This window comes from Cupriavidus sp. CPT47-8839-RL05A (assembly GCF_058792255.1).
In genome coordinates, this window is record NZ_JBYTEG010000034.1 from 37,123 (window position 1) to 60,542 (window position 23,420).

Here is a 23,420-nt window from a genome sequence, read left to right on the forward strand (position 1 = left end):
ACCGATGGCAAAGAAGAACAACAACGGTCGCAAGCCGTCGAAGTACGGCAGCCCGTACCAGCCCAAGCCAAAGGGATCGCCCAGGTCCGCGTGGCAGCCGCAGCCCTATGCGGGCGAGCAGAAACGCAGTTCGCCCACGCTGTGGATCATCGGCGCCTGCGCCGTGGTGGCCGGCGTGGCGGCACTCGGCTCCTGCAGCGACGACGCCGACGACGATCCCGGCGTGACCGTGCGCCGCGCCAGCTACGCCACGCTGGAAGACTGCGAAGCCGACTGGAACACCCCCAACGACTGCGAAAGCGTGCCGGTCGACGACCCCAGCACGATCTACAGCTCCAGCCTGAACGCATCCGCCAGCGACGCCGCCACCGGCGGCTCCGGCACCAGCCACGGCAGCAGCCTGTACTACGCGCGCTGGTACGGCCCGTACTACACCTCCAGCGGGACCGTCTACCACCCCAACGGTACCCAGACCCAGCGCGACATGTCCGCCGGCCCGCTGCGCCCGATGAACGTCTACGACAGCACCGGCACGCGCACGCAATCCTTCACCAACGCCACCCCGCACGCCGCGATGGTGGAAGAAGCCACCGTACGCCGCAGCTCCCTCAGCGGCGGACGCTCCATGGGCCTGTCCATGCGCGCCGCGGCGGTATCGCGCGCGCCGGTGGTATCGCGCGGCGGCTTCACCAGCCGCTTCGGCAGCTCCGGACGCTCCGGCGGCGGCTGAGTGCCGCCTGCCGATCGCCATGTCGTATTTACATCCCTGACAACTGACAACGAGTCCAACCTATGGTCAATGCCATGCACCCGGCGCTTGCCTACCTGATCTATATCGTCACCAGCTTTGCCATGCTGGGGCTGTTCCTGCTGGTTTATACGCGGGTGACGCCGCATCGGGAATTCCAGCTGATCCGCGAGGGCAATGTTGCTGCGGCGTTGTCGCTGGGCGGTGCGGTGCTGGGGTTCTCGCTGACGTTGTCGTCGAGCATTCAGCACAACGCTACGTTTGGGATGTTTTTGTTGTGGGCGTTTGGGGCGTTTGCGGTGCAGGTGTTGGCTTATCTGGCGGTGGCGCGGGCCTTGGGGGGTGTTGGTGAGGCAATTTCCAGTGATAACCGGGGGGTTGGGGCGGTGATGGGGGTGATTTCGCTGGCGGTGGGGGTGGTTAATGCGGCTTGTTTGACTTGAGGTGATCTTGGGCCGAGGATCGCGAGGTTCCATTAGCAACCACATGACCAGACCAATGCCCGATCGCCCGCATCAGGAAGACCTGACCATCCGACTTGCCACCCAAGCCGATGCGGCTGCGATTTCGGCGGTTCATGCGCTTTGCTGGCATCAAGCATATGGCGAGCTGCTTCCCAAAGATATGCTTGCGAATGTGACGGCGGAAAGCCGGCTGCCAGCCAGGTATCGCATTCTCGCGGACCCATCGGTAGCCTGTTTCGTCGCGACCAGTGAGGCTGAAGTCGTCGGCTTTTCCGATTGCGGACCATGTCGCGAAGCAGAGCAGGAATGTCGGGGAGAGGTCTACGCCCTCTACGTACTGCAGGCGTTTCATGACAAGCGTGTCGGACTGAGGCTTCTGTCGTGCTGCGCGTCAGCCTTGTTGAGGCGAGGTTCCAGTTCGATGCGCCTGTGGTCACTCGAGGAAAATGCACGGGCGCGCAAGTTCTACGAACGTGCCGGCGGACGACTGCTAGACCGGCGCGTCTCGACCCGGGGCTCAGTGGTACTGACTGAAGTGGAATATCACTGGGACCTCATTGGCATGAAGCGGCTCGCAGCGCTCAAGTGGCATTTGTTGTGTAAATGATCTTGCGGATCGCCGGCGGAAAGGCAAAGAGCGGGATCACCTGATCCCAGACGCGACGTCAGGACGCAGCGATCGGGGAGTAGTCCTTACCCCTTTGTCTTGGTCGAAGGCCTCCAGCTCGGCCAGCGCAGCCTCCGCACTGGGGGCCGCATACACGGGCTTGTGCGCCGCCGCCACGGCGCGGCGCCCCTTGCCGCCGGGCGCCTGGCGCCCGGCTGGGAGCCGGGATACCAGCTGGCTTCGCCGCACCCGGACTGAGGCAAGTCATACAGTCGCCGTCATCCCGTCGGCCCCCAACGTCCGCCCGGAGCGTCAGCCGGCGCGATCGCCGCTCTCCTCCACAGTAATCCGATGCAACAGGCGATCGTACCCATCATAGCCACCAGTCGCCGCATGGTTCACGCAGCGGTTATCCCAAACGACAAGCATCCCCTGCGACCACCGATGGCGATACACAAACTCCGGCCTGGCCTGGTGTTCAAACAGCGCACGCAGGATCGGCGCCGCCTCCTCATCGCTCATGCCATCGATGCCGATCGTATAACCCATGCTGACGAACAACGCAGTGCGCCCGGTTTCGGGATGCTTGCGCGCAATGGGATGTAGCTGCGTTGCCAGCGCACTATCCGAATAGCGGATAACCATCGAGCGCCCCTTGTCCTTCTCACCATACGCGCCCTGCCGCGAATAGCCGCGCCGCGCGGAATGGACCCCTTGCCTTCCGGCCACCAGTGATTTCAGTTCCTCCGGCAGCGCGTCCCAGGCGGCGTACTGGTCGGCGAACAGCGTGTCACCACCCACTGGCGGAATGACATTGCCGTATAGCACCGTAGCCGCCGGTGGCTGCGCCAGGAAGCTCCAGTCCGAGTGCCAGGACTCGGCAAAGATCGGCGTGCGCTCGTTGGCATCGCGCCGAACTTGCGCGACATGGGGATGGCCAGGGATGGCGGTGAAATAGGGATCGCTGCCGAGCGGGCCGATCGTTGACGCGAAGCGTTCGATGTCCTCGATGGCCAGGTCCTGGTCGGTGAAGGCAAGGACCTTGTGCTCAAGCCAGTGCCGGCGAATTTCTGCGACTTGCGCATCGGTCAGTGCCTGCTTCAGGTCCAGGCCCCTGACCAGCGCACCGCAGGGGGCCTCCTGCGGCAAAACTTGCATTGCCATTGCGTCTCCTTGATGTGCGTAAGGGAGCGAGTGGGGCGCACCAGGCGAACAGCGGCGCGCTCAGGCTGCCACGCCGACCGGGCGGTCGCCGGCGATGGTTGTGCGATGCAGCTCGCGGTCAAAGCCGTCATAGTCGTTCATCGCCAGATGCTGCGTGCAGCGGTTGTCCCACACGGCCAGCGCGCCGCGGGTCCAGCGGAAGCGGCAGGTGAATTCGGGGCGGGCGGCGTGGGCGTAGAGGTATTGCAGCAGCGGCGCGCTTTCTTCTTCGGTCATGCCCTCGAAGCGCATGGTGTAGGTGCTGTTGACGTACAGCGCCTTCCTGCCCGTGGCGGGATGCACGCGCACCACCGGATGGAGGACCTCGCTGTTGGCGCGGTCGTCGGTACGCACGTCCATCTTGTGGGCGGGGTCGCCGTTGTTGACCACGGCGCCCCTGGCGCCATAGGAACGCACGGGGCTATGCACCGCGCGCAACTTGTCGATCACCAGCTTTAGCCCATCGGAAAGCGCGTCGTACGCGTGATACATGCTGGCCCACATGGTGTCGCCACCGTAGGGCGGAATCACGCGCGCATACAAGGCAGACCCCAGCGGCGGGATTTCTGCATAGCTCATGTCCGTGTGCCAGGCACCGCCGAAGTTGCGTTTGGTTTGCTCTGCCTTGCCCTTCATCACCGGCAGGATTTCAGCGTGGCCTTCCAGCGCGCGGACGAACGGCACTTCCAGCAAATCGCCGAAGCGGGCGCTGAACGCCTTGTGCTGGTCCGGCGTCAACTGCTGGTCGCGAAAGAAGATGACCTGATGGTTGTGCAGCGCCGAGCGGATCTCTGCGAACGTCTCGTCCGGCACCGGCTGGGACAGGTCTACCCCACTGATCTCCGCACCGAGGGCGCCCGCGATGGGCTGGACATCGATGAAACGGTATTGCGACATGGCTTGCGTTCTCCTTGCTTAAAGCGTGTTAGCGACTGCGTGGGTTACTGGACGGTGATGTGGGCGCTACGCACCAGCGCGCGCCACTTCTGCGTTTCCGCGTCGATAAAGACACCGAACGCCTCCGGCCCGGCGCCGGAGATGACGCCGCCCATCTCATCGATCTTCTTGCGGACGTCGGGCATCTTCAGCACCGCTTCCAGCTCTGAATCCAGCCGGGCAACGATGGGCTTGGGCGTTGCTGCGGGCACCAGCACGCCAAACCAGCCAGCAATCTCATAGCCACGCAGGCCGGCTTCCGCCATGGTGGGCACATCAGGCAGCAGCGGCGAACGCTGGGCCCCGGTGATGGCCAGCGCGCGCAGCTTGCCGGACTTCACCAGCTGCAGCGCCGACGGCATGTTGTCGAACATCACCGGAACATGGCCCGCCACGGTGTCGTTCAGCCCCGGCGCGCTGCCTTTGTAGGGAACGTGGGTCATGCGCACGCCGGCGGTGCTGGCAAACAGCTCGCCCGCCAGGTGCAGCGAGGTGCCGGCGCCCGGCGTTGCATAGGTCAGCGGCGTAGCCTGGCGCTTGCCGTACTGGATCAGGTCCTTCACGGATTGCACCGGCAGTGCCGTATTCACGACCAGCAGGTTGGGCACCGCCATCAGCATGGTCACCGGCGCAAGATCCTTGCCCGGCTTGTACGGCAGGTCGGGATAGAGCGAGGGATTGATGGCGATGGGGCCGATATTGCCCATCACGATGGTGTAGCCATCGGCCGGCTGCTTGGTCACGTAGTCAGTGCCGACATTGCCGCCGGCGCCTGGCTTGTTCTCCACCACCACGGGTTGCGCGAGCCGTTCCCCCAGCTTCTGGCCGACGATGCGCGCCAGCATGTCGGTGGATCCACCGGGCGGGTAAGGGACAACCCATTTGATCGGCTTGCTCGGCCAGGCATCGCTGGCCCAGGCGGCAGACCCGGGCATGATTGCAGCCGCGCAGGCCAGCGCGGCACTGAGAATGGGGCGCTTCATGTTGTCTCCTGTGGTGGAGCAGCGAGAATGCTTGCCGCCCACGCTTTCTTGGTTTATATTGTTCATCTAGTGAACGTACATTACACGTAGTGAACGGATGAAGAGTAATAGATCAATCCTCAGGTGTCTAGCCATCCTGCAAGCGTTCCGCCAGAACGGCCGTCCGACCCTGGCCGAGCTGTCACGCGCGGTGGACTTGCCCCACCCCACGGTGCTGCGATTCCTGCTGACGCTGGAGGAAGAGGGCTACGTGGCGCGCGAGGCAAACCAGTGGCGGCTCACCACGCGCGTGTTCGAGATCGGATTTGCCGCGATGGAAAGCCTGGGCGTGACCGAGGCGGTGCAGGAGCATCTGCAGCAGCTGGCCGACGCCTATTCCGGCACGGCGAACCTGGGGGAGATAAACCCCGAAGGCGTCATCATCGTCGGACGCGCAATGGCCCCGGCCGAGCGGCGCCGGCTGGTGGTCATGAACTTGCGGGTAGGCAGCGTGCTGCCGCCAGGCAGCGCGCTGGCGATGGCCCTTGCCCTGCCGGTCGGCGAATGGAGCGAGCTGGAATATCCGGAAAGCAATCAGATGTCGATTGCCGTGCCGCTGCCTGCGGTGGGGTCCAGGCAGCTGTCGCTTGGGATCTCTACGTCAATGGGCGAGGCTACGCCTGCGCGGATCAGGGAGGAGATGGTGCCGGCGCTGCAGCGCGCTGCGGGGAATGTTAGCCGGATGATTGGGTTGGCGCCGGCTTGAGGGGCGGGAATGCAGGCATCGATCACGATGGCCTGAATGCATGACAGCTAACGGCTACCTCTGTACTACCACGGTCGGCGCTTCCCGGCCGACGCCACCGCGAACAGCAGCATCGAGGGGGGATGGCTCGCTTCCTAGCGGCATCGATTTCAGCCCCCATTCAATGCCTTGACCTTCTTCAAGTCTTCCGCGCTGATCAGCCCTTCACCCCCGCACGCCCCGCCTTCACAGCCCGCTTCACGGGCACCAGCGTGGCCGCCGCATCCTCGGCCCTCTCCGTGTTGACCAACACCCCCGCCGAGACAATATAGGCCGCCGCGCTCTCGATATCCCCGCGCAGCGCCGCACATGCCGCCGCGCTGTCATGCCTGCGCAGCGCTTCGATCAGATTGTCGTGATGCTTGACCGCGACGCGCTCTTCCACGCGGCGCGATCCGGAGCGAAGGTCGTGGTTAAGGATCGGGCCGATGCGCAACCACTGCGACTCGATCATCTGCAGCAGGATCGGCATGCGCGCCGCCGCGTACACGGCAAAGTGAAAGGCCTGGTTCGCGGCGATGACATCCGCGCCGTCGGGATTGCGCTTCGACATCTCGTCGGCAAACCGGCGGTGCAGTGCCTGTACCTGCTTCAGTTCCTCATCACTGATGCGCTCTGCCGCGGTCGCGGTGGCGAGCCCTTCCAGTTCGATCCGGATCTTGGTGATTTCCTCGAACTGGCTGACGCTCATCCTCGGTACCCGCAGTGCACGGTTTGGCGTGAGCTCAAGTGCCTGCTCGGCAACCAGGCGATGCACCGCTTCCCGCACCGGCATGACGCTGACGCCCAGTGCGGCAGCAATGTTGCGCAGGGAAATCTGCTCGCCCGGCATCATCTGGCCGCTGATCAGCAGGTCTCGCAGCTGCGTGTAGACGTCGCGGCTGAGGGTCTGGCGGACAAGGGGCGTCACAAGGTCATTCAGGGTCATGCCGCGAAGCATAGCACATAGGGTTATTCTCTATATTTGATCTGTGATCACAGTTTTAATCTTCGTCCGGAAGGCAGGCATCGGCCTGTTCCCAGGAGGATTGGAATCATGTGGAAGGATGAATCGCTCGCCGGCAAACGCGTGCTGGTGACCGCTGGCGCGGACGGAATTGGCCTGGAGATCACGCGGGCCTTGGTGGAGGCGGGCGCCCGCGTTGCGGTTTGCGACGTGGCTGGCGACAGCCTCGAACGTGTCTGTGCGGAGTTGCCCGGCGTGGTGGCAGTCAGGGCCGATGTGTCGAAGGAAAGCGACGTCGAGGCGCTGTTCCAGGCAGTGGATGGCGCCTTTGGCGGCCTGGATGTGCTGGTCAACAATGCCGGGGTTGCCGGCCCGACTGGCGGTGTCGAAACCCTCTCGCTGGCCGACTGGGAGCGCACGCTTGCCGTCAACCTCACCGGCCAGTTCCTGTGCGCCCGCGCCGCGGTGCCGCGCCTGCGGCAGGGGCGCTCGCCGTCGATCGTCAACCTGTCTTCCGCTGCCGGGCATCTCGGCATGCCGGGCCGTTCCGCCTATTCCGCGTCGAAATGGGCCGTGGTGGGCTTTACCAAATCGCTGGCGCTTGAACTGGGACCGGATGGCATCCGTGTCAACACGGTGCTGCCCGGTGCGGTCGACGGCCCGCGTATCCGCGCCGTCATTGCCGCGAAGGCCGAGTCGCTCGGCAAGCCGCTTGAGGAAGTCACGCGCAGCTACACGTCGCAGGCGGCACTGGGCCGCATGGTGACGATGCGCGACATCGCCAACATGGTGCGCTTTCTCTGCAGCGACCAGGCGGCCAATGTGCACGGCCAGGAGATGGTCGTGGACGGCCTGACCCAGGCGCTCAGCTAGCCCGCCCGGCGCATTCCCCGGGGCCGCTGGATATCCGCGGCCCGCCGTCCGACAAAACCTACTAAGGAATCACCATGGCCAAGCGAGCCAAAGCCATCATCACCTGCGCCCCGACCGGCGCCATCCACACGCCCAGCATGTCGCCCCACCTGCCGGTGACCGCCGACGAGATCGCGCAAGCCGCCATCGACGCGGCGCGCGCAGGGGCCGCCATCCTGCACCTGCACGCCCGCGACCCGAAGGACGGACGCCCGTCGCAGGACCCGGAGCTGTTCCGGCCGTTCCTTGCCAGGATCAGCGCCGAGACCAACGCCGTGATCAATATCACCACCGGCGGCAGCCCGCACATGACGGTGGAAGAGCGCATGTTGCCAGCCACCACCTTCAAGCCGGAGCTGGCCTCGCTGAACATGGGTTCGATGAACTTCGGCCTGTTCCCGATGCTCGACCGCTTCAAGGAATTCCAACACGACTGGGAGCGCGAACACCTGGAGAACAGCCGCAACCTGATCTTCAAGAACACTTACCAGGACATCGAGAACATCCTGCGCATCGGCAATGCCAACGGCACGCGATTCGAGTTCGAGTGCTATGACATCAGCCATCTGTACAACCTGCGGCACTTCCTTGACCGTGGCCTGGTCAGTGGCCCGGTGTTCATCCAATCCGTCTTCGGCATCCTGGGCGGCATTGGCCCTGATCCCGAGGACCTGATGCACATGCACCGCACCGCCCGCCATCTGTTCGGCGATCAGTTCCGCTGGTCGATCCTTGGCGCCGGCCGCAGCCAGATGCCGCTGGCGACCATCGGCGCGGCCATGGGCGCCAACGTGCGCGTGGGCCTTGAGGACTCACTCTGGATCGGTCCGGGCCAGCTGGCGGCATCGAGCGCCGAGCAGGTCACGCGCATCCGGACCGTGCTGGAAGCCCTGAACATCGACGTCGCCACCCCCGACGAAGCCCGAGACATCCTCGACCTCAAGGGCGCGGCAGGCACCGCGTTCTGAACTGCCGGGCCGCCATGGGCGGCCCTGGGCAGGCATCGATCACCGAAGACATCAACCAGGCCGAATGGCAGGCCCGCGCCACGGGCGCAGCGCCATATCCGCCGATGGAGACTACGCACATGCAGACCGTACCCGCCTCGGGCGCGCCGCCGCTGGCCGCGCCGACAGACCGCCCGCTGACCGCACTACTGTTCCGCAAGCTCATGCCCTTGCTGGTGCTGTCCTATGTGATCAGCTTTCTCGATCGCACGAACATTGCACTCGCCAAGACCCATATCGCGGTCGACCTGAACATCTCGGCCGCGGCCTACGGCCTGGGCGCGGGTCTGTTCTTCCTCAGCTATGCCTTGCTGGAAATCCCGAGCAACCTGATCATGCATCGGGTCGGGGCGCGCTTCTGGATCACACGCATCATGGTGACGTGGGGCCTGCTGTCCGCGGCGATGGCCTTTGTCCAGGGCGAGACCTCCTTCTACATCATGCGCGTGCTGCTGGGCGCGGCCGAGGCGGGGCTGTTTCCCGGCGTGATGCTCTATCTCACGTACTGGTTCGGCCGCGAGGATCGCGCGCGGGCAGTGGGCTACTTCCTGCTCGGCGTCTGCATCGCCAACATCGTCAGCGGCCCGCTGGGCGGCGCCCTGCTGGGCATGGATGGCATGTGGGGCTTCAAGGGCTGGCAATGGATGTTCGTGCTGGAAGGCCTGCCCGCGGTGTTCCTGGCCGCGGTGGTCTGGAAGAAGCTGCCCGACGGTCCGGACAGCGCGCCATGGCTGACGCCAGCCCAGGCGCAGGAAGTCCGCAGCCGGCTGGCCGCGGAAGCCGCCGATGCCAGCGCCGGCAAAGGCGGCCACTCATTCCTGGGCGCCATGCGTGATCCGCAGGTCTGGCTGGCGATCTTCATCTACTTCTGCCATCAGATCTCGATCTACACGGTGATCTTCTTCCTGCCGGGCATCATCGGCACCTACGGCAAGCTCACGCCCGTGGAAATCGGGCTGCTCAATTCCCTGCCCTGGATAGCCGCCGCCATCGGGGCCGCATGGCTGCCCCGACATGCCAACACCCCACGGCGCGGCCGCCGCCTGCTCTGCCTGGGGCTGGTCGTGATGGCAGGCGGCCTGCTGATTGCCGCCTTCGCAGGCCCGGTGATGGCGCTAGTCGGCTTCTCGCTGACCGCGCTGATGTTTTTCGTGGTGCAGTCGATCGTCTTCCTGTTCCCGTCGTCTCGCCTGAAGGGGGTGGCGCTGGCGGGCGGACTGGCCCTTATCAATACCTGCGGGCTGGTGGGCGGGTTCATCGGACCGTCGGTGATGGGCATCATCGAACAGGCGACTGGCAGTACGCGCAATGGTCTGGTGATCATGGCGGGCTTGTTGCTGGTTGCCTGCGCGGTGGCTCCGTTTCTGCGCCAGGGGCAGGAACGCTGACGGGCTGTAAAGCGGTCTGGGCAGACCCGCTGCCTGTCACGAGCGCGAAATTCACTGGCGCAGGGCCAAGCTGTTCTTCGATGGCAGATCCCTTCAATGGATTGAGAGCGGCGAAGTACAGATGCGTTGGCCAGCAGTGTCTGGGCGCCCTGGCTACCAGACCAAAGAGCATCAGGGCACCAGGGACGTCGGCCCCCTTCCTGAAGGCCTGTACACCGCACGTCAGGATGACTTCCAGCGCTGGGAAGATACAAGTGTCTTCAACCGAGCCGCTTGCCTTCTCCGGCTCATCAACATCAAGGCCGGCCGATGGCCTGGCTGTACAACAGCCTGGGGCACACGGCGCATCGGTTTGCGGCTACACGCAGGGACCAACGTGTTTGGCCGAAGCAACTTCACGATCCACGGCAGAAGCTACCATGGCTCAGCAGGTTGCATTGACCTCACCGGTTCGATGAATTCCTTTGCCAAAGAGTTTTTGTACTATGCCAAAGACATGGAACCGGAAGTTCGCTATTAGAGCTGCCGCAGCCAGCATCCTCGGACTCTTTGCCGTGCTGATGCTGGTAGAGATATGGGGCGCCTGGACAGCCCCTGAAGAGTATCCATTCCGCAGCCAAGGACCCGCTGCGGCAATGTGGGCGTATCAATCACAGACGAACTATCTGCTATCGTGCATCGCCTTCTTGCTCGGGTGCTCACTTGCAATTTGGGCGTTGCTTGCGCAGACGCGCAGCACTTTGCTACGTTGGCTGTGTGGGCTGCCGGTGCTCATCACCTGGGCATTGATGGCATTCGACGGCACTCGACTCGACCTCTAACCGGTCACTGGCAAGCATGGCGCACAAGATCGTGGCCGCCTCTTCATCACGCATGCCATCGCTCCACCTTCGATATAACGCCTGGCTCCGTGAGTATTTCGCGGCGATTAGCGGGTGGGTGTTGAAGGAGTATTGAAGCTCCGATGGACACCGGCTGATGGCCAAAGAGCACACTAAGAGTCAGGTCCGAACACGCGACATCGAGCATGGGCTTCGCGCATCGCTTGCGCACTCAGCCGGACATGCCGCCTTCCACCGCACCGCCGATCCATTCGTGGACGAGCCCGGCAATAAGCAAGTTGTTGTCGTCCATCATCGGCAGATGCGAATTCCCGCGGATACCCATGGCGGGCAAGTCAAATTCAGTAACTCCCGCCCCCGCTTGCTGCACGGCCGACAACCACTCGTCTACCTGCCGGCGATATATCGTCCATAACGAGTTCTGCGGAATATAGTCTCCCCACAACACACAGTGAGGAATGCCGCGCAGTCGGCTTGCATCCTCCACTGCTGTCGATGGCGCACCGGCGGGTTTAACGAGGATCAGTCCCTTTACCAGTTCAGGCACCGACAGCGCGGCATGCTGAGCCAGGCGTGCGCCTTCGCTGTGCGCGAGGATCGTGCACGGGCCAACCCGTCGTATCAGTTCCACATAGGCCTCCAACGCCATGTCGCCTGTGCTGGTCCATCGCGCCACGAACTGCTTGCCCAGCTCGTCCAGCGCGTGTACCGGAAACCGCTGTCCCTGGAAGGCCTGGCGCTTCCCATTAGCAGCGTCATATCCGTCCACCGGACCAAAGCGAAAGATGTCCCACGCCTGCTCCAGCGTTCGGTGCTCCGGCATTTCCGAAACCAGGCAGGCGGGCGCCCAGGAAGCCCTGCCACGCTCCACCGCGTCGCTCACAAAGGTGTCGTATCCCTTGCGCATGAAATAGTCATGCCAACCCGGACGACCATCCGGTGTGCATTCCCAGGTGGCACCGGTCATGCCGCCGCCATGCCACATCAGCAGCGGATACCTGGCCGTGGGCGCTGCCAGGGCGAATTGCTGGACATAGAGCTGTCCCACCTGATAACGCCCGTTCGGGTTGGAGACGCGCGGCTGGACGCCCGGTACCGTGGCAAGCTGCCGATGCGGCAGGTCGGCCACGTCGACTGGCCGTCCGCCGACATGAAAGCCGCGCACTGCCCTGAGCGCGATGGGCCTTGTTGCATCGATCGGGAAATCAGTAGACATGGCGAATCGCAATCAGAGCCAACGTTACGGTAATGGCGCCGCCGATGCGGGTCGCAATCTGCGCAAACGGCATCAGCTGCATCCGGTTCGCCGCGGTGAGAATGGCGATGTCTCCGGCGCCTCCCTGGCCGCTGTGGCAACCGGTCACGACCACCACATCGATGGGATACATAGCCACGAAGCGCGCCACAAAGAACCCGCTGGCAATCATCGACGCGACCGTGGCAAACACCGTGACGACGGTCGGCACCGTGAACGCGCTCACAAACTCCTGCCACGGCGTCAGCGCGACGCCCAGGGCAAAGAGCAGCGGCCAGGTAACGATGCCGGAGAAAAACTGATACACGCCCTTTCCGCCTTGCTCCAGCGCGGGCGAGATGGCACGACCAAGCTTGGCCGCGACGATCAGGAACAGCATGGTGATCGGCGCCGGAAACGCCAGAACCCCCTGGACCAACACGCCGATCAGATAGAACACGACGATGGTCACCATGGCTCCGGCAAGGCTGACCGGATCGAACGCCGGAGCCGTTGCGGACGTCGCCTTCTCGCTCGCCTTAGTTTGCGGGCCCCGCTGCAGCACACCTTCTCCTGTGAGATGCGGAAAGCGTTTGCCCAGTACATTGAGCAGTCCGCACAGCAACACTGCCGTAAAGCTGCCGAGCATGACCACCGGAATGATCTGCGCAAACAACTCCGATTGTGGCTGTCCGGTAATCATCGCGTAACCCATGGAAAGCGGGATCGCACCTTCGCCAAGTCCGCCGGCCATGATGGGAACGACGACAAAAAAGAATGCCCGGTAGGCATCCAGCCCCATCGCCATGCCGGTCAGTGTCCCGACCGCACCCGCGACGACCGAGCTGACTGTCAGCGGCACAAAGATCTTCAGGAAGCCACCGAGAAGCACCTCCCGGTCCATGCTCACAATGCTGCCGACAACGATGGCCGCGACATAGAGGTAAAGGAAGTTGGATGCCTTGACGAACGCCTTGATCGATAGCGCAAGCGAAGGCGGAATCAGGCCGTAATGGGTCATCGCCGATGGCACCACAAACGCAAGAATCGCGGCGCCGCCCATCAGGCTGAGCATCGGCACACGGCGACCGAGTTCCATGAAGAAGAACCCACCCAACGACAATACGGCGATCGCCATCGTGAGATCCGATGGCACCTTGCCAATGGTGGCGAACCACACCACGATCGGCAGCAGCGCGAGATATACCGGCAACGGTACAACGCCAATTCGGCGATCCAGCAGGCGCCACCATTGCGCACGCAGCGCAGACGTGGGTGCCACGCGCGGCTCGGCCGCAGAGACCGGTGAGATCTCTGCGGCTGACTGGGAAAGATGATCTGGTAGCACGATGTCCTCCTCCATCTGTTCATGAACTCGGCCGCATGACGTAGCGGCTTCTGGGTCCGTAGTCTGTGGCGCATCATCAGTGCCGTCCAATATCTGTTTTGTTGGAGGGCATAAGTTCGTACTATGGCAACCTATGCAGAACGCCCGCAAACTGGACATCCCTCGCCTGATCGCCTTTATCGCAATTTGCGAAGAGGGCAGCATCACGGCCGCCGCGCGCAGGCTCGGGATCGCCCAGCCGGCATTGACCGTCACCGTGAGCAGGCTGGAGGATGTGCTGGGGACGGTGTTGCTGACGCGAGGCATTCGCGGGGTCACGCCGACCGAAGCGGGACAACGCCTGCTGAGGCGCGCGTACGAGATCGTGAATCTCGTCGAGTCCACGTTCCAGGAGCTGCAGCAGTGCACCGCCGACCCTGGCGGCGACGTTTCCCTGGGTCTGCCTTCCTCATCCGCCGCCGTACTCGCCCTGCCTCTGGTCGAACGCATCTCCATGCGCTACCCGAAAATTCGCCTGCGCCTGGTAGAAACGTTCTCTGGCTACCTGTGGAATTGGCTATCAGAAGGACAGCTTGATCTGGCGGTGGTGTTTGACCGGACCGCGACGCCGGAAGTGCAATGCGAGCCCATCGCCAGCGAGGACATGCAACTGGTAGGCCGGCCAGGGTCGCTACCAGACACAAGCACGGTGCAGGCAAGGACATTGGACAGATATCCGCTCGTGATGCCGTCGCGTCTGCACGCCATTCGGTCAACCCTGGAAGCCTATGCCGCGCGGGCGAACGTGTCGCTCGACGTTCGCGTTGAAATAGACGCCGGCCAACGGCTGATACGACTGGTGGAAACCGGTCGCATGTTCAGCGTTCTCGCCAGGAGTGCTGTGACACGGGAGATTCAGCAAGGGACGCTGGCGGCCTGCATGATCGACCCACCTATTACGCGCGCCGTATGCTTGGGACAGCGGCGCGCACGCATGGCAGATCCGGCGGTCCGCGCCGTTATCACGGAATTGGTTGCGGAGGCCAAAACCTTGATAGATACCGGCATTTGGAAGACCGCCGGAGCGGGCAATCCCTGATGCGCCGCCGTGAATGGCGGGCCTGGGATAGTGCGAATGCAGCCTCCCATTGCATCCATAACTATCCATAACCACCCATAAAGCAGCGCTGTACCCCATGTACGGCGGCCTGCAGGCAACGGCCGGCGCCGCCATGAACAGCAGCATCGCGAAAGTGATGCCTCGTTTCATCAAGGCATCTGTTTCGGCCCCTCACTGTATGCCTTGAACTTCTTCACGTCTGCCACCTTGTAGAACAGCCTCAAGGTAGCGTTCTTCGACGGTGGGATTCGGCCCACGAAGGCTGACCTCACGAAAGCGGCGCTGCCGTTTCCGTTGCTTTCCATCACACACACATACCGGCGCCCGTGCTCACGTAGCACTGCATAAGCGGCAAGGCTCGGTTCCTCAACTCTCGTGGGCTGAAGCTTTTGCACAGCAACCGCTCGCTTGATGAATCCGCGACGCGGCCCGACGAAGATGTAGTCGTTGCTTCCGCGCTTGCTGGTTGCATAGCCAATCCGAAGCTTGTTGCTGTCATCACCTCCAGGGGTAAACAGCTGGTAGCCAGACTCCGTAACCTCGTCTATCAGATTCGCATCCCCTTCAATTGGGCTGATCGAGATCGAAGTGTCAGACGATCTATCGAATAGTAGGCAACTGTCGATGATGGCCTCAGGCACCTGTTCCGCGTGAGCGGAAACCGAAAGCGCGAGGATGAGAGGCACTAGAGTAGTTCGTATCATTTGTATTCCTTGGCGCGAGTGACAATACGCCGGTCTTGGCCATAGCGCCAAAAGATCGTTCCGCCAGACATCTGCATGCCATAAGCTGGGTTTTCATTCGAACTCAATGAGCCGCTCATAGACCGTAATCACCACCATGACGACAAGTGGTGCAACACTTAGCCAGCGAAGCCGTCTCGGCACGCGGCGCAACCAGATCCCCATCATCGCGAGGCAACAAGCGGCGAGCGCAAGCCCTGCTGCAATCAGGTAGCGTCGCTGCGACTGGTACGCCCAGAGATTTGCCACCGGCCCCTCTGCGTCAAACGGATAGTGCTCGGGTGAATGCCATGCCTGCCAGGCGTCAATCGCGACCATTGCCATTACCGCCAGAAGCACGCCGGACGCCACCCACTTGATGCGCGAACGCGAGGTCAGAGTCCTTTGCACAGTCTTAGCCCTCACAGCAGACGTGCGGGCAACGGGGGTTGATTGAGATGCCTGCTTCATTGAAGAATCTTCCCTCCTCTTCAGAAGCGACATGCCCACTCGCGGTGGAACGTACTTCTGGCCTCTCGATGTCCTTCTTGTTGATTCCGAGGTGTTCAAGTAGGCCTGTCATTGAACGCGCCCGCGCTTCGGCAAGCTGGCGTGGAATACCGAGGATTTCGTTCTGACGCAGGTACATGTAGACGGTGTACCCGGCTGGAAAAGTGCGACGGGAATTGATGCGCCAATCGGCAAGGCGCTTCACCTCCGCACCGGATAGCGTGGCTGAGCCGGGCTCGAATACAGCGCTGTACTCCAGGTAGGGCGGTCGGCATGCATTGGCCGACGTAGTCGTGAACAACAGTACTCCGAGCGCGATGAAGTGCCTCATCATGGTCTCCAGTCCGGCGCCACGCACAGCTCTGGCAAATACCAAGATGTATCGAACTCTTGTGCGCGCGTCCCTAAGGCAATCCTTAAAGTTGCCCTTCTTCCGCACGCGGACGCCGGTACAATTTGCGCCGCATGTTGCTGGCCGCCGCGCGAGGTCAGCACATGCATCGCTTCGCGTCACGGCGCTCTCCCAAATACTCAATGACCGCAATGCAGGAAATGAACACAAGCGCGCGCTGGCGCCGCATCGGCCTCGCGCTATCCGGCACCGTCCTTCTTGCCGATGCCATCGCATTGACGACCCTGGGCCTCTTCAACTTCGGCATCGTCCTGCCAGGCTGCATCGGCGCATCATTCCTGCTCCTGGCATGGCAATGGCCCCGCGTCGCGCACTGGCGAGCAACCAGCCGAAGCCGCCAGCAACTATGGCAAGCAGGATGGATCGCGTTCGCAGTCTGGCTGGCGACAGTGGCCGTTTTCTTCTACAAGATTCACCGCAACACCGAAGCCGCCATCCCAGGAAGCTTCCCGGCAAGCGCAATCATCATCCTCGGCTCCGGCACACCAAACTGCGTCGCTTCGCCAACGTTGGTTGCGCGGCTTGATCAGGGCTTGAAACAGGCTCAGCAATGGCCGCAGGCGAAGGTTGCGGTCAGTGGTGGGCAGGATTTCGGGCTGCGGTGCCGGGAGGCCGACATCATGGCTGAGTATCTGATCGCCCGTGGGGTCGCAGCAGACAGGGTCATCCGGGAAGGGCGTAGTACCAGCACGGGGGAGAACCTGGCGTTCAGCCGGCGCTTGCTTGAAGAGCAGGGCGTCGCCGCCACCGATCCCATTGTGGTGGTGACCAGCGATTTCCATGTACAGCGGGCGGTGCGGATTGCCCGGAAGGCAGGATTCGGGGAGGTCGCCGGAGTCGGGGCTGGAACGCCGCTCTACCTTCGGTATAACGCCTGGCTCCGTGAATACTTCGCCGCGATCAGTGGATGGGTGTTGAGGGAGTATTGACTCCTGCGCAGCCCGCCGCAGCGACATCAGGCTATCGCCGTATGCGCCCTGGCCCCGACAGCGGCGCCGAAATGTCTGTGGCGAAAATGCCTTAGCCCCCTTTTTGGGGGGCGTCAATCAGGCCGGAATGGCACATTGTCGCCCACGTGCCCACGAGTCGAGCGGGGCATGATCACGACGTGCCGCTTTCGGCACACGCCGGCCCGGCTCCGCGCGGTGAGCACGGGACTAGTGTGCGTGCAGCTTGTCGGGTTCGCTGACCTCGACTAGCCTGCTATCGATGTCGACTCTTCGCTGCGTTGCGATACCCATTTGATGCCAGAACGCTCGACCACCCGATATGGCAAGGCGCTGCAGCGCCTGCACCAGCTCTTCTCCCCGTTGAACCTGGCGGCGGCGGCGTGGCTGATTGCAACATGGGCGTTCGCGGCGTTTCAGCTTGTGAGCGAGCGGGACCGCTTGCTGCACGACGCGGCGGAGCGTACGCAGGCGCAGGCCCAGGCGTTCGGCGCGTACTCGAAATCCAGCATCCTGCGGCTGTCCGAGTTCCTCCTCGACCTGCGGGCCAGTTGGCTGGTCGGCCAGCCGGGATTCATCGACATGGTGCGTGAGCGGGAAAACCTGGTGGTGGACCTGTCGTTCCAGGTGTCGGTGATCGACAAGCATGGCCTGCTCATCTACTCGTCCATCGCCCCGCCCGTGCCCGGCCAGAAGGTCGACCTGAGCGGGCGCGAGCATTTCCGGGTCCATCAGAACGCGGGCGGGCGCGACATGCTGTTCATCAGCGACCCGGTGAAGGGCAAGGTCTCGCGCAAATGGTCGATCCAGTTCACGCGCCCCATCCTGCGCGCGGGCAGCTTCGACGGGGTCATCGTGGTCTCGGTCAGTCCGGAGCAGTTCGCCAGCTTTGCGCAGTCGTTCACAAACCGCGATGGCGAAGTGGCGTCGGTCATCAAGACTTCCGGCCAGGTCATTGCGCGCGTGCCGGCCATGGAGGGCACGCTGGCCAGGGCGGTCAGCAACAGGCCGTACCTCGCCAGCGGGTCGCCCCAGTCTGGTAGTTATCGGGCGGTGTCGGGCTCCGAAGGCGTGGAGCGGGTCTTCGGCTATTACCGTTTGCCGGAGTTCGGGCTCAATTTCGTGGTGGGCGAGTCGGTCGGCCTGGTGCTGGCGCCCTACGAGGTCTATCGCCGCGTTGCCCTGGCCGGTGCCATGGCTTCCACGCTGCTGCTTGGCCTGTTGTACTACAGCCTGCGCCGCTCCATGGGGGAGCGACGGCGCCATATGGAGGAGATGAAGCTGGCTTCGCTGGTCTATTCATCCAGCAGCGAGGCCATGGTGGTGACGTCGCTCGATGGCACCATCATCGACGTAAATCCGGCCTTTGCCGCCGCTACTGGCTATACCGCCAAGGAGGTCAAGGGCCGCCCGGGCTATATCGTCAGCGGGGCAGGCAATGCGGCAGGGCTGGTCGAGCGCCTGCGGACCACCGTGGCAGCCAAGGGCAGATGGAGCGGCGAATTCTCGATCCGCCGCAAGGACGGCAGCGAGTTTCCCGCCTACCTGACCGTGGATACCTACCTGGCCCACGCGTATGGCGAGCGCCGCCGCGTTGCGCTGATCCATGACATAACCGAGAAACGCCAGGCGGAGGAAGTCATCCGGCACCAGGCGAATTTCGATGCGCTCACGGATCTGCCCAACCGCCGCCTGTTCTTCGACCGGCTGAGGCAGGAGATCGAGCGTTCGCGCGGCACGCAGGATGTGCTGGCGCTGCTGTTCATCGACCTGGATCGCTTCAAGGAAGTGAACGATACCCTCGGCCACGACCAGGGCGACCTGTTGCTGCTGGAGGCGGCGCGGCGCATTGCGGCATCGGTGCGCGCGTCGGATACCGTGGCGCGGCTGGCCGGCGACGAGTTCACCGTGATCCTGCCCGCGGTGGGCGATGCCGGCGTTGCCGGGGACATTGCCGAGGCCATCCTGGAGCGGATTGCCGCGCCCTACCGCCTGGCCGGCGAGCTGGTGGTGGTGTCGGCCAGCATCGGCGTGGCGACCTGGCCCAAGGATGCCGACAACGCCGAGGCCCTGCTGGTGTGCGCCGACCAGGCGATGTTTGCCGCCAAGGAGGAGGGCCGCAATCGCTGGAAGGTCTTCACCCAGGCGCTGCTGCAGGCGGAGAGGGAGCGCCTGCGCATCACGCAGGACCTGCGCACGGCGCTGGCGTCCGGGCAGTTCGCGCTGCACTACCAGCCCATTGTCGATCTGAACACGGGCAAGGTCTGCAAGGCCGAGGCCCTGATCCGCTGGGACCATCCGGTGCGCGGGCCGATCCGCCCGGCCGATTTCATTGCCGTTGCGGAGGAAACCGGCCTCATCATCGACATCGGCCGCTGGGTGCTGACCGAAGCGCTGGACCAGCTTGCGCGCTGGCAGGTGCTGCTGGGCAAGGGCTTCCAGATCTCGGTCAACAAATCACCAGTGGAGTTCTGCGCGCCTGCGAGCGGGCCCGAGTCCTGGTCCAGCATGATCGAGCGCAGGAACGTGCCGGTGGGCAGCCTCGTCATCGAGATCACCGAAGGCTCGCTGATGGAGCAGAACGCCGATGTCATGGACCAGCTCTCCCGCTTCCAGGCGGCCGGCATCGAGATCGCGCTCGACGACTTCGGCACCGGCTACTCGTCCTTGTCGTACCTGCGGCGCCTGGACATTGACTACATCAAGATCGACCAGTCCTTCGTCCGCTCGCTGACGCGGGGCCCGGACGACGTGGCCTTGTGCCGCGCCATCATCAGCATGGCGCATGCGCTGCGCATCCGCGTGATTGCCGAGGGCGTCGAGACCGAGTCGCAGCGCGACATCCTGCTGGCTGCCGGCTGCGACTACGGGCAAGGCCACCTCTTCTGTCCGCCGGTGGAGGCCAGCGCGTTCGAGGCCTATGTGAGCGCCGTGACTTGAGGCGAGCGGCGTCCTTCGGTGCCTTGGTCGGGGGTTCGTCCGGGCTTCGTCCTTGCGCTTAGTTTCTACACACGTAGGACTCGCCCTTATCAGTTTCCCGACACGCCACATGCATAGCCCCTCTTGTAGGGTCGGTCCTCAATCACGCGCTTTGCTGATCACGACAACCTGAACCCAATCCATCCGTGCCCAAGTGCGAGACCAAGCGCAAATAGCATGATGCCGCCGATGTATGACACAGCCAAACGTCTGCGATACGGATGCCGCCTCACCAGTGCGATGAGGAGCGTGAACAACCCCGAGACCAACAGCAACGCCGCGACTGCCAGGGCAGCGGCCAGATATGCAACCGGCGCGCCCGCAAGCAAGTCGGCGCGCTGAAACGGCGTCAACAGGATTGCCACCGCGTAGATGATTCCGTCCAGTGCCAGCAGCACGGCCACAAGGTCGACACTGCGCACAAGCCGCAACTTAACGCTCATCACAGTCCCTCTGATACAGCAAGGCGCGCGAGACGCCTGCCGCCCGCAGGATCGGCCCTGTCTCCAGCACCAACTGTCCCGCCACGTCGACGTCACCCGTCAACGCCTCTGCACGAACCTGTCCCACCATCGCCCCCTCCAGCCTCGCCCGCAAGGATGGTGTCCGCAGGACCCCAAAAGTTTGACGGCGATCAAATCGCACCGGCTCTGACTCTGGGCCTGGCACCAAACGCAAGACGTTTGGCGCGCAAAGCAAAGTCCCACCCTGCCGCTGAACAGTAGTTTTCATCCGACGCCAGACGCGTTGATTTGCACCCACTCATACGGCAGGAGACAAAGCGTGAACAAAACCAGCATTTCCCATCACCCAGCAGGGCACGGCATCGCGTGTTCGGCATACTCGACGCATTCGACAAGTGCGGCATGCCCGGCTTCCGTCATTTCCCGCACGGAGGCCTGACGATGCGCGTAGAACAACTGACCGCCAGCATCGGCGCTGAACTGGTCGACGTGGACCTGAACGATGCGATCCACGACGACGGCCTGTTCGCCGAGATCCGCGCCGCGCTGCTGCAGCACAAGGTGCTGTTCCTGCGTGACCAGGACATTTCCCGCGCCGAGCACGTCGCCTTTGCCGAGCGCTTCGGCCAGCTGGAAGATCACCCGGTCGCCGGCAGCCATCCGCAATACCCTGGCCTGGTGCAGATCTACAAGCGCCCGGACCAGCCGATGGATCGCTACGAGAACTCCTGGCATACCGATGCGACCTGGCGTGAAGCGCCGCCCATGGGTTGCGTGCTGCGCTGCCTGGAAGGCCCGGCAGTCGGGGCCGACACCATGTGGGCGAACATGGTGCTCGCCTACGAGAACCTGCCCGCGCATGTGAAGACTGAGATCGCCGGCCTGCGTGCCCGCCACAGCATCGAGGCAAGCTTTGGCGCCGCCATGCCGATCGAACGGCGCCTGGCGCTGAAGGAGCAGTACCCCGACCCGGAACACCCGGTGGTGCGCATCCACCCCGAGACCGGTGAAAAGGTCCTGTTCGTCAACGCCTTCACCACGCACTTCACCAACTTCCACACCGCGGCACACGTGCGTTACGGCCAGGACTACAACCCTGGCGGCGCCGACCTGCTGCGTTACCTGGTGTCGCAGGCGTTCATTCCCGAGTACCAGGTCCGCTGGCGCTGGAAGCCCAACAGCATGGCCATCTGGGACAACCGCAGCACCCAGCACTACGCGGTGATGGACTACGCGCCCTGCCACCGCAAGATGGAGCGCGCCGGCATCATCGGCGACAAGCCCTTTGGCATCGGCGAGCGCGACCTCAACGCCCGCACACCCGAAACCGCACTGGCCTGAACCACTTATCCGCAGGAGACAAAGATGGATTTCATCGACGGTTCGCTGTTCCCCGAGAACCAGCAGAAGCTGGTCATTACCGCCGCGCCTTACGGTCCGGAATGGATGCCTGCCGACTTCCCGGAAGACATTCCGGTGACGATGGAGGCACAGATCCAGAAGGCCGTGGACTGCTACAACGCCGGCGCCACCGTGCTGCACGTGCATGTGCGTGAAGCCGATGGCAAGGGCTCCAAGCGCTTGTCCAAGTTCAACGAACTGCTGGCCGGCATCCGCGCCCGCGTGCCGGACATGATCCTGCAGGTGGGCGGCTCGATCTCGTTTGCGCCCGAGAATGAAGGCGACGTCGCCAGGTGGCTGTCGGACGATACCCGCCACATGCTGGCGGAGTTGAAGCCGACGCCGGACCAAGTGACGATCGCCATCAACACCAACCAGATGAACGTGGTCGAGCAGATGTGCGCGGCCGACGTGGCCGGCACCTCGCTGGCCGAGCCGGCGAACTACCGCGCCTATCGCGAGATGACCATTCCCGCCGGGCCGGAATGGGTGGAAGAACACATCCGCCGCCTCAGCAGCAACGGCATCCAGACCCACTTCCAGCTTGCCACCATCGCCCAGCTGGAAACGGTGGAGCGCATGATGCGCAAGGGCACCTGCAATGTGCCGCTGATCCTGACCTGGGTGGCCATTGGCGGCGGCTTTGAAGCGCCCAACCTCTACAACCTGGCGAACTTCGTGCGTGCCTGCCCCAACGGCTCGGTGCTGACGCTGGAAACCTCCATGCTCAACGTGCTGCCGCTGAACATGATGGCGATCGCCATGGGCCTGCATGTGCGTTGTGGCATCGAGGACAACATCTGGACCCAGCGCCGCGACCGCAAGATGGGCACCGTGGAGCAGATCGAGCAGCTCGTGCGCATGTCGCGCGAGTTCGGCCGCGACGTGGCCAACGGGAAGGAAGCGCGCGAGATTTACAAGATCGGGACGTTCTATGACAGTGTGGATGAGACGCTGGCGGAGAATGGGTTCGTGGCGAATCGCAAGCCGGGGCAGGTTGGGTTCACGCGGCATGCTGGCTGGCGATAGTCGCCCGTCGCTGCCCTCAAGCTGCCGATAGTCGGCGGTCGCCGGCTATGCCATGCCGGGCACCGCCCGGCTCGCCCGCTGTGCCGCCCCCGAAACATTGGAGGCAAGAGGCAAAGCGGGCGCTGTTTTATCCGCCGCACATCCGCCACCTTCATCCCGTACTCCGCCATTTGCACCTTGATCTGCATTGATGCATTGGCGGCGGAGATTTTGCTACGGATGTCTTGCTTGCTAAGCTGGATGCGATTGGCGGAGCCATGCGCGGGCATGCGGTTGCGTGAGTCCCTTGTCGCGATCAGCGGCTGGACCTTGAGGGAGCATTGAGGCTTCAGCTTGCGGCACTTCACCGTGCCAGGACCAGAAACGGCGTGAGGCCAGTTGAACTGACCCCGTAAAGTTGGACGGGTAAGTTAGGCCGCCAAGGGCTGAGTCCTGTATTGCACGGGGCTCAGCCC

At 63.4% G+C, this 23,420-nt stretch carries 22 protein-coding genes and 1 pseudogene; 12 read left to right on the forward strand and 11 right to left on the reverse strand.

Translation table 11 applies throughout. The annotated features are described in order from the left end of the window. Positions 1-4 precede the first annotated feature (4 nt). The 3 genes from AC3WVS_RS29840 to AC3WVS_RS29850 all read left to right on the forward strand — a co-directional run bounded on the left by AC3WVS_RS29840 (position 5) and on the right by AC3WVS_RS29850 (position 1,819). Positions 5-730, forward strand: a complete 726-nt coding sequence (locus AC3WVS_RS29840; RefSeq protein ID WP_492321523.1) for a hypothetical protein — start codon at positions 5-7, stop codon at positions 728-730. A 62-nt stretch (positions 731-792) separates the two neighbouring features. Then, on the forward strand, positions 793-1,191 hold the full coding sequence (locus AC3WVS_RS29845; RefSeq protein WP_492321524.1) for a DUF350 domain-containing protein: 399 nt from the start codon (positions 793-795) through the stop codon (positions 1,189-1,191). Between the two features lie 181 nt (positions 1,192-1,372). Continuing rightward, positions 1,373-1,819: a GNAT family N-acetyltransferase gene (locus AC3WVS_RS29850; RefSeq protein ID WP_492321542.1), complete on the forward strand. Its 447-nt coding sequence runs from the start codon at positions 1,373-1,375 to the stop codon at positions 1,817-1,819. Here AC3WVS_RS29850 and AC3WVS_RS29855 read toward each other — a convergent pair. From AC3WVS_RS29855 to AC3WVS_RS29870, 4 genes and pseudogenes are all read right to left on the reverse strand, one after another. Continuing rightward, positions 1,800-2,011, reverse strand: a pseudogene (locus AC3WVS_RS29855) (transposase); the annotation flags it as partial. The gene AC3WVS_RS29850 and the pseudogene AC3WVS_RS29855 overlap by 20 nt on opposite strands. 120 nt (positions 2,012-2,131) lie before the next feature. Continuing rightward, on the reverse strand, positions 2,132-2,983 hold the full coding sequence (locus AC3WVS_RS29860) for a TauD/TfdA dioxygenase family protein (RefSeq protein WP_492321525.1): 852 nt from the start codon (positions 2,981-2,983) through the stop codon (positions 2,132-2,134). A gap of 60 nt (positions 2,984-3,043) precedes the next feature. Continuing rightward, complete coding sequence (locus AC3WVS_RS29865) at positions 3,044-3,919, reverse strand: TauD/TfdA dioxygenase family protein (RefSeq protein WP_492321526.1); 876 nt, start codon at positions 3,917-3,919, stop codon at positions 3,044-3,046. Between the two features lie 44 nt (positions 3,920-3,963). After that, complete coding sequence (locus tag AC3WVS_RS29870; RefSeq protein ID WP_492321527.1) at positions 3,964-4,941, reverse strand: Bug family tripartite tricarboxylate transporter substrate binding protein; 978 nt, start codon at positions 4,939-4,941, stop codon at positions 3,964-3,966. A gap of 97 nt (positions 4,942-5,038) precedes the next feature. Between AC3WVS_RS29870 and AC3WVS_RS29875 the strand changes: the two genes are divergently transcribed. Further along, positions 5,039-5,686 (forward strand): IclR family transcriptional regulator, encoded by a 648-nt coding sequence (locus AC3WVS_RS29875; protein ID WP_035823737.1) that lies wholly within the window; start codon positions 5,039-5,041, stop codon positions 5,684-5,686. Positions 5,687-5,882: 196 nt separating this feature from the next. Here AC3WVS_RS29875 and AC3WVS_RS29880 read toward each other — a convergent pair whose 3' ends face one another. Continuing rightward, entirely contained in the window at positions 5,883-6,665 is a 783-nt protein-coding gene (locus AC3WVS_RS29880) for a GntR family transcriptional regulator (protein ID WP_492321528.1), read from the reverse strand. Between the two features lie 96 nt (positions 6,666-6,761). Between AC3WVS_RS29880 and AC3WVS_RS29885 the strand changes: the two genes are divergently transcribed. The 3 genes from AC3WVS_RS29885 to AC3WVS_RS29895 all read left to right on the forward strand — a co-directional run bounded on the left by AC3WVS_RS29885 (position 6,762) and on the right by AC3WVS_RS29895 (position 9,978). Continuing rightward, the gene (locus tag AC3WVS_RS29885; RefSeq protein WP_492321529.1) at positions 6,762-7,544 is read left to right on the forward strand and encodes an SDR family oxidoreductase; all 783 of its coding nucleotides are present in this window, start codon (positions 6,762-6,764) and stop codon (positions 7,542-7,544) included. A 74-nt stretch (positions 7,545-7,618) separates the two neighbouring features. Then, complete coding sequence (kce, locus tag AC3WVS_RS29890; protein ID WP_492321530.1) at positions 7,619-8,551, forward strand: 3,5-dioxohexanoate:acetyl-CoA acetone transferase; 933 nt, start codon at positions 7,619-7,621, stop codon at positions 8,549-8,551. 119 nt (positions 8,552-8,670) lie between these two features. Beyond that, on the forward strand, positions 8,671-9,978 hold the full coding sequence (locus tag AC3WVS_RS29895; RefSeq protein ID WP_439668448.1) for an MFS transporter: 1,308 nt from the start codon (positions 8,671-8,673) through the stop codon (positions 9,976-9,978). Between the two features lie 1,053 nt (positions 9,979-11,031). On the opposite strand, the gene AC3WVS_RS29900 is transcribed toward AC3WVS_RS29895, so the two are convergent. Beyond that, positions 11,032-12,036, reverse strand: coding sequence for an alpha/beta hydrolase family protein (locus AC3WVS_RS29900; protein ID WP_492321531.1), 1,005 nt, complete (start codon positions 12,034-12,036; stop codon positions 11,032-11,034). Next, on the reverse strand, positions 12,026-13,417 hold the full coding sequence (locus tag AC3WVS_RS29905) for a 2-hydroxycarboxylate transporter family protein (protein WP_492321532.1): 1,392 nt from the start codon (positions 13,415-13,417) through the stop codon (positions 12,026-12,028). Before AC3WVS_RS29905 ends, AC3WVS_RS29900 begins: the two co-directional genes overlap by 11 nt. A 118-nt stretch (positions 13,418-13,535) precedes the next feature. Here AC3WVS_RS29905 and AC3WVS_RS29910 point away from each other — a divergent pair, with 118 nt between their 5' ends. Further along, complete coding sequence (locus AC3WVS_RS29910) at positions 13,536-14,480, forward strand: LysR family transcriptional regulator (RefSeq protein WP_492321533.1); 945 nt, start codon at positions 13,536-13,538, stop codon at positions 14,478-14,480. A gap of 170 nt (positions 14,481-14,650) precedes the next feature. Here AC3WVS_RS29910 and AC3WVS_RS29915 read toward each other — a convergent pair whose 3' ends face one another. The 3 genes from AC3WVS_RS29915 to AC3WVS_RS29925 all read right to left on the reverse strand — a co-directional run bounded on the left by AC3WVS_RS29915 (position 14,651) and on the right by AC3WVS_RS29925 (position 16,064). Beyond that, complete coding sequence (locus AC3WVS_RS29915; RefSeq protein WP_492321534.1) at positions 14,651-15,205, reverse strand: hypothetical protein; 555 nt, start codon at positions 15,203-15,205, stop codon at positions 14,651-14,653. A 93-nt stretch (positions 15,206-15,298) separates the two neighbouring features. After that, the gene (locus tag AC3WVS_RS29920; RefSeq protein WP_492321535.1) at positions 15,299-15,562 is read right to left on the reverse strand and encodes a hypothetical protein; all 264 of its coding nucleotides are present in this window, start codon (positions 15,560-15,562) and stop codon (positions 15,299-15,301) included. Between the two features lie 76 nt (positions 15,563-15,638). Beyond that, the gene (locus AC3WVS_RS29925) at positions 15,639-16,064 is read right to left on the reverse strand and encodes a hypothetical protein (protein WP_492321536.1); all 426 of its coding nucleotides are present in this window, start codon (positions 16,062-16,064) and stop codon (positions 15,639-15,641) included. Between the two features lie 203 nt (positions 16,065-16,267). Here AC3WVS_RS29925 and AC3WVS_RS29930 point away from each other — a divergent pair, with 203 nt between their 5' ends. Both AC3WVS_RS29930 and AC3WVS_RS29935 read left to right on the forward strand, forming a co-directional pair. Beyond that, positions 16,268-17,074 (forward strand): YdcF family protein, encoded by an 807-nt coding sequence (locus AC3WVS_RS29930; protein ID WP_492321537.1) that lies wholly within the window; start codon positions 16,268-16,270, stop codon positions 17,072-17,074. A gap of 315 nt (positions 17,075-17,389) precedes the next feature. Further along, positions 17,390-20,032, forward strand: a complete 2,643-nt coding sequence (locus AC3WVS_RS29935) for a bifunctional diguanylate cyclase/phosphodiesterase (RefSeq protein ID WP_492321538.1) — start codon at positions 17,390-17,392, stop codon at positions 20,030-20,032. A gap of 158 nt (positions 20,033-20,190) precedes the next feature. Here the strand turns inward: AC3WVS_RS29935 and AC3WVS_RS29940 are convergent, their stop codons facing one another. After that, on the reverse strand, positions 20,191-20,514 hold the full coding sequence (locus AC3WVS_RS29940; RefSeq protein ID WP_492321539.1) for a hypothetical protein: 324 nt from the start codon (positions 20,512-20,514) through the stop codon (positions 20,191-20,193). A gap of 462 nt (positions 20,515-20,976) precedes the next feature. Between AC3WVS_RS29940 and AC3WVS_RS29945 the strand changes: the two genes are divergently transcribed. Then, a complete protein-coding gene (locus AC3WVS_RS29945; protein ID WP_492321540.1) occupies positions 20,977-21,876 on the forward strand; it encodes a TauD/TfdA dioxygenase family protein in 900 nt (299 codons plus the stop codon). 24 nt (positions 21,877-21,900) lie between these two features. Further along, the gene (locus AC3WVS_RS29950) at positions 21,901-22,965 is read left to right on the forward strand and encodes a beta-keto acid cleavage family enzyme (RefSeq protein WP_492321541.1); all 1,065 of its coding nucleotides are present in this window, start codon (positions 21,901-21,903) and stop codon (positions 22,963-22,965) included. The last annotated feature ends 455 nt before the right edge of the window (positions 22,966-23,420 follow it).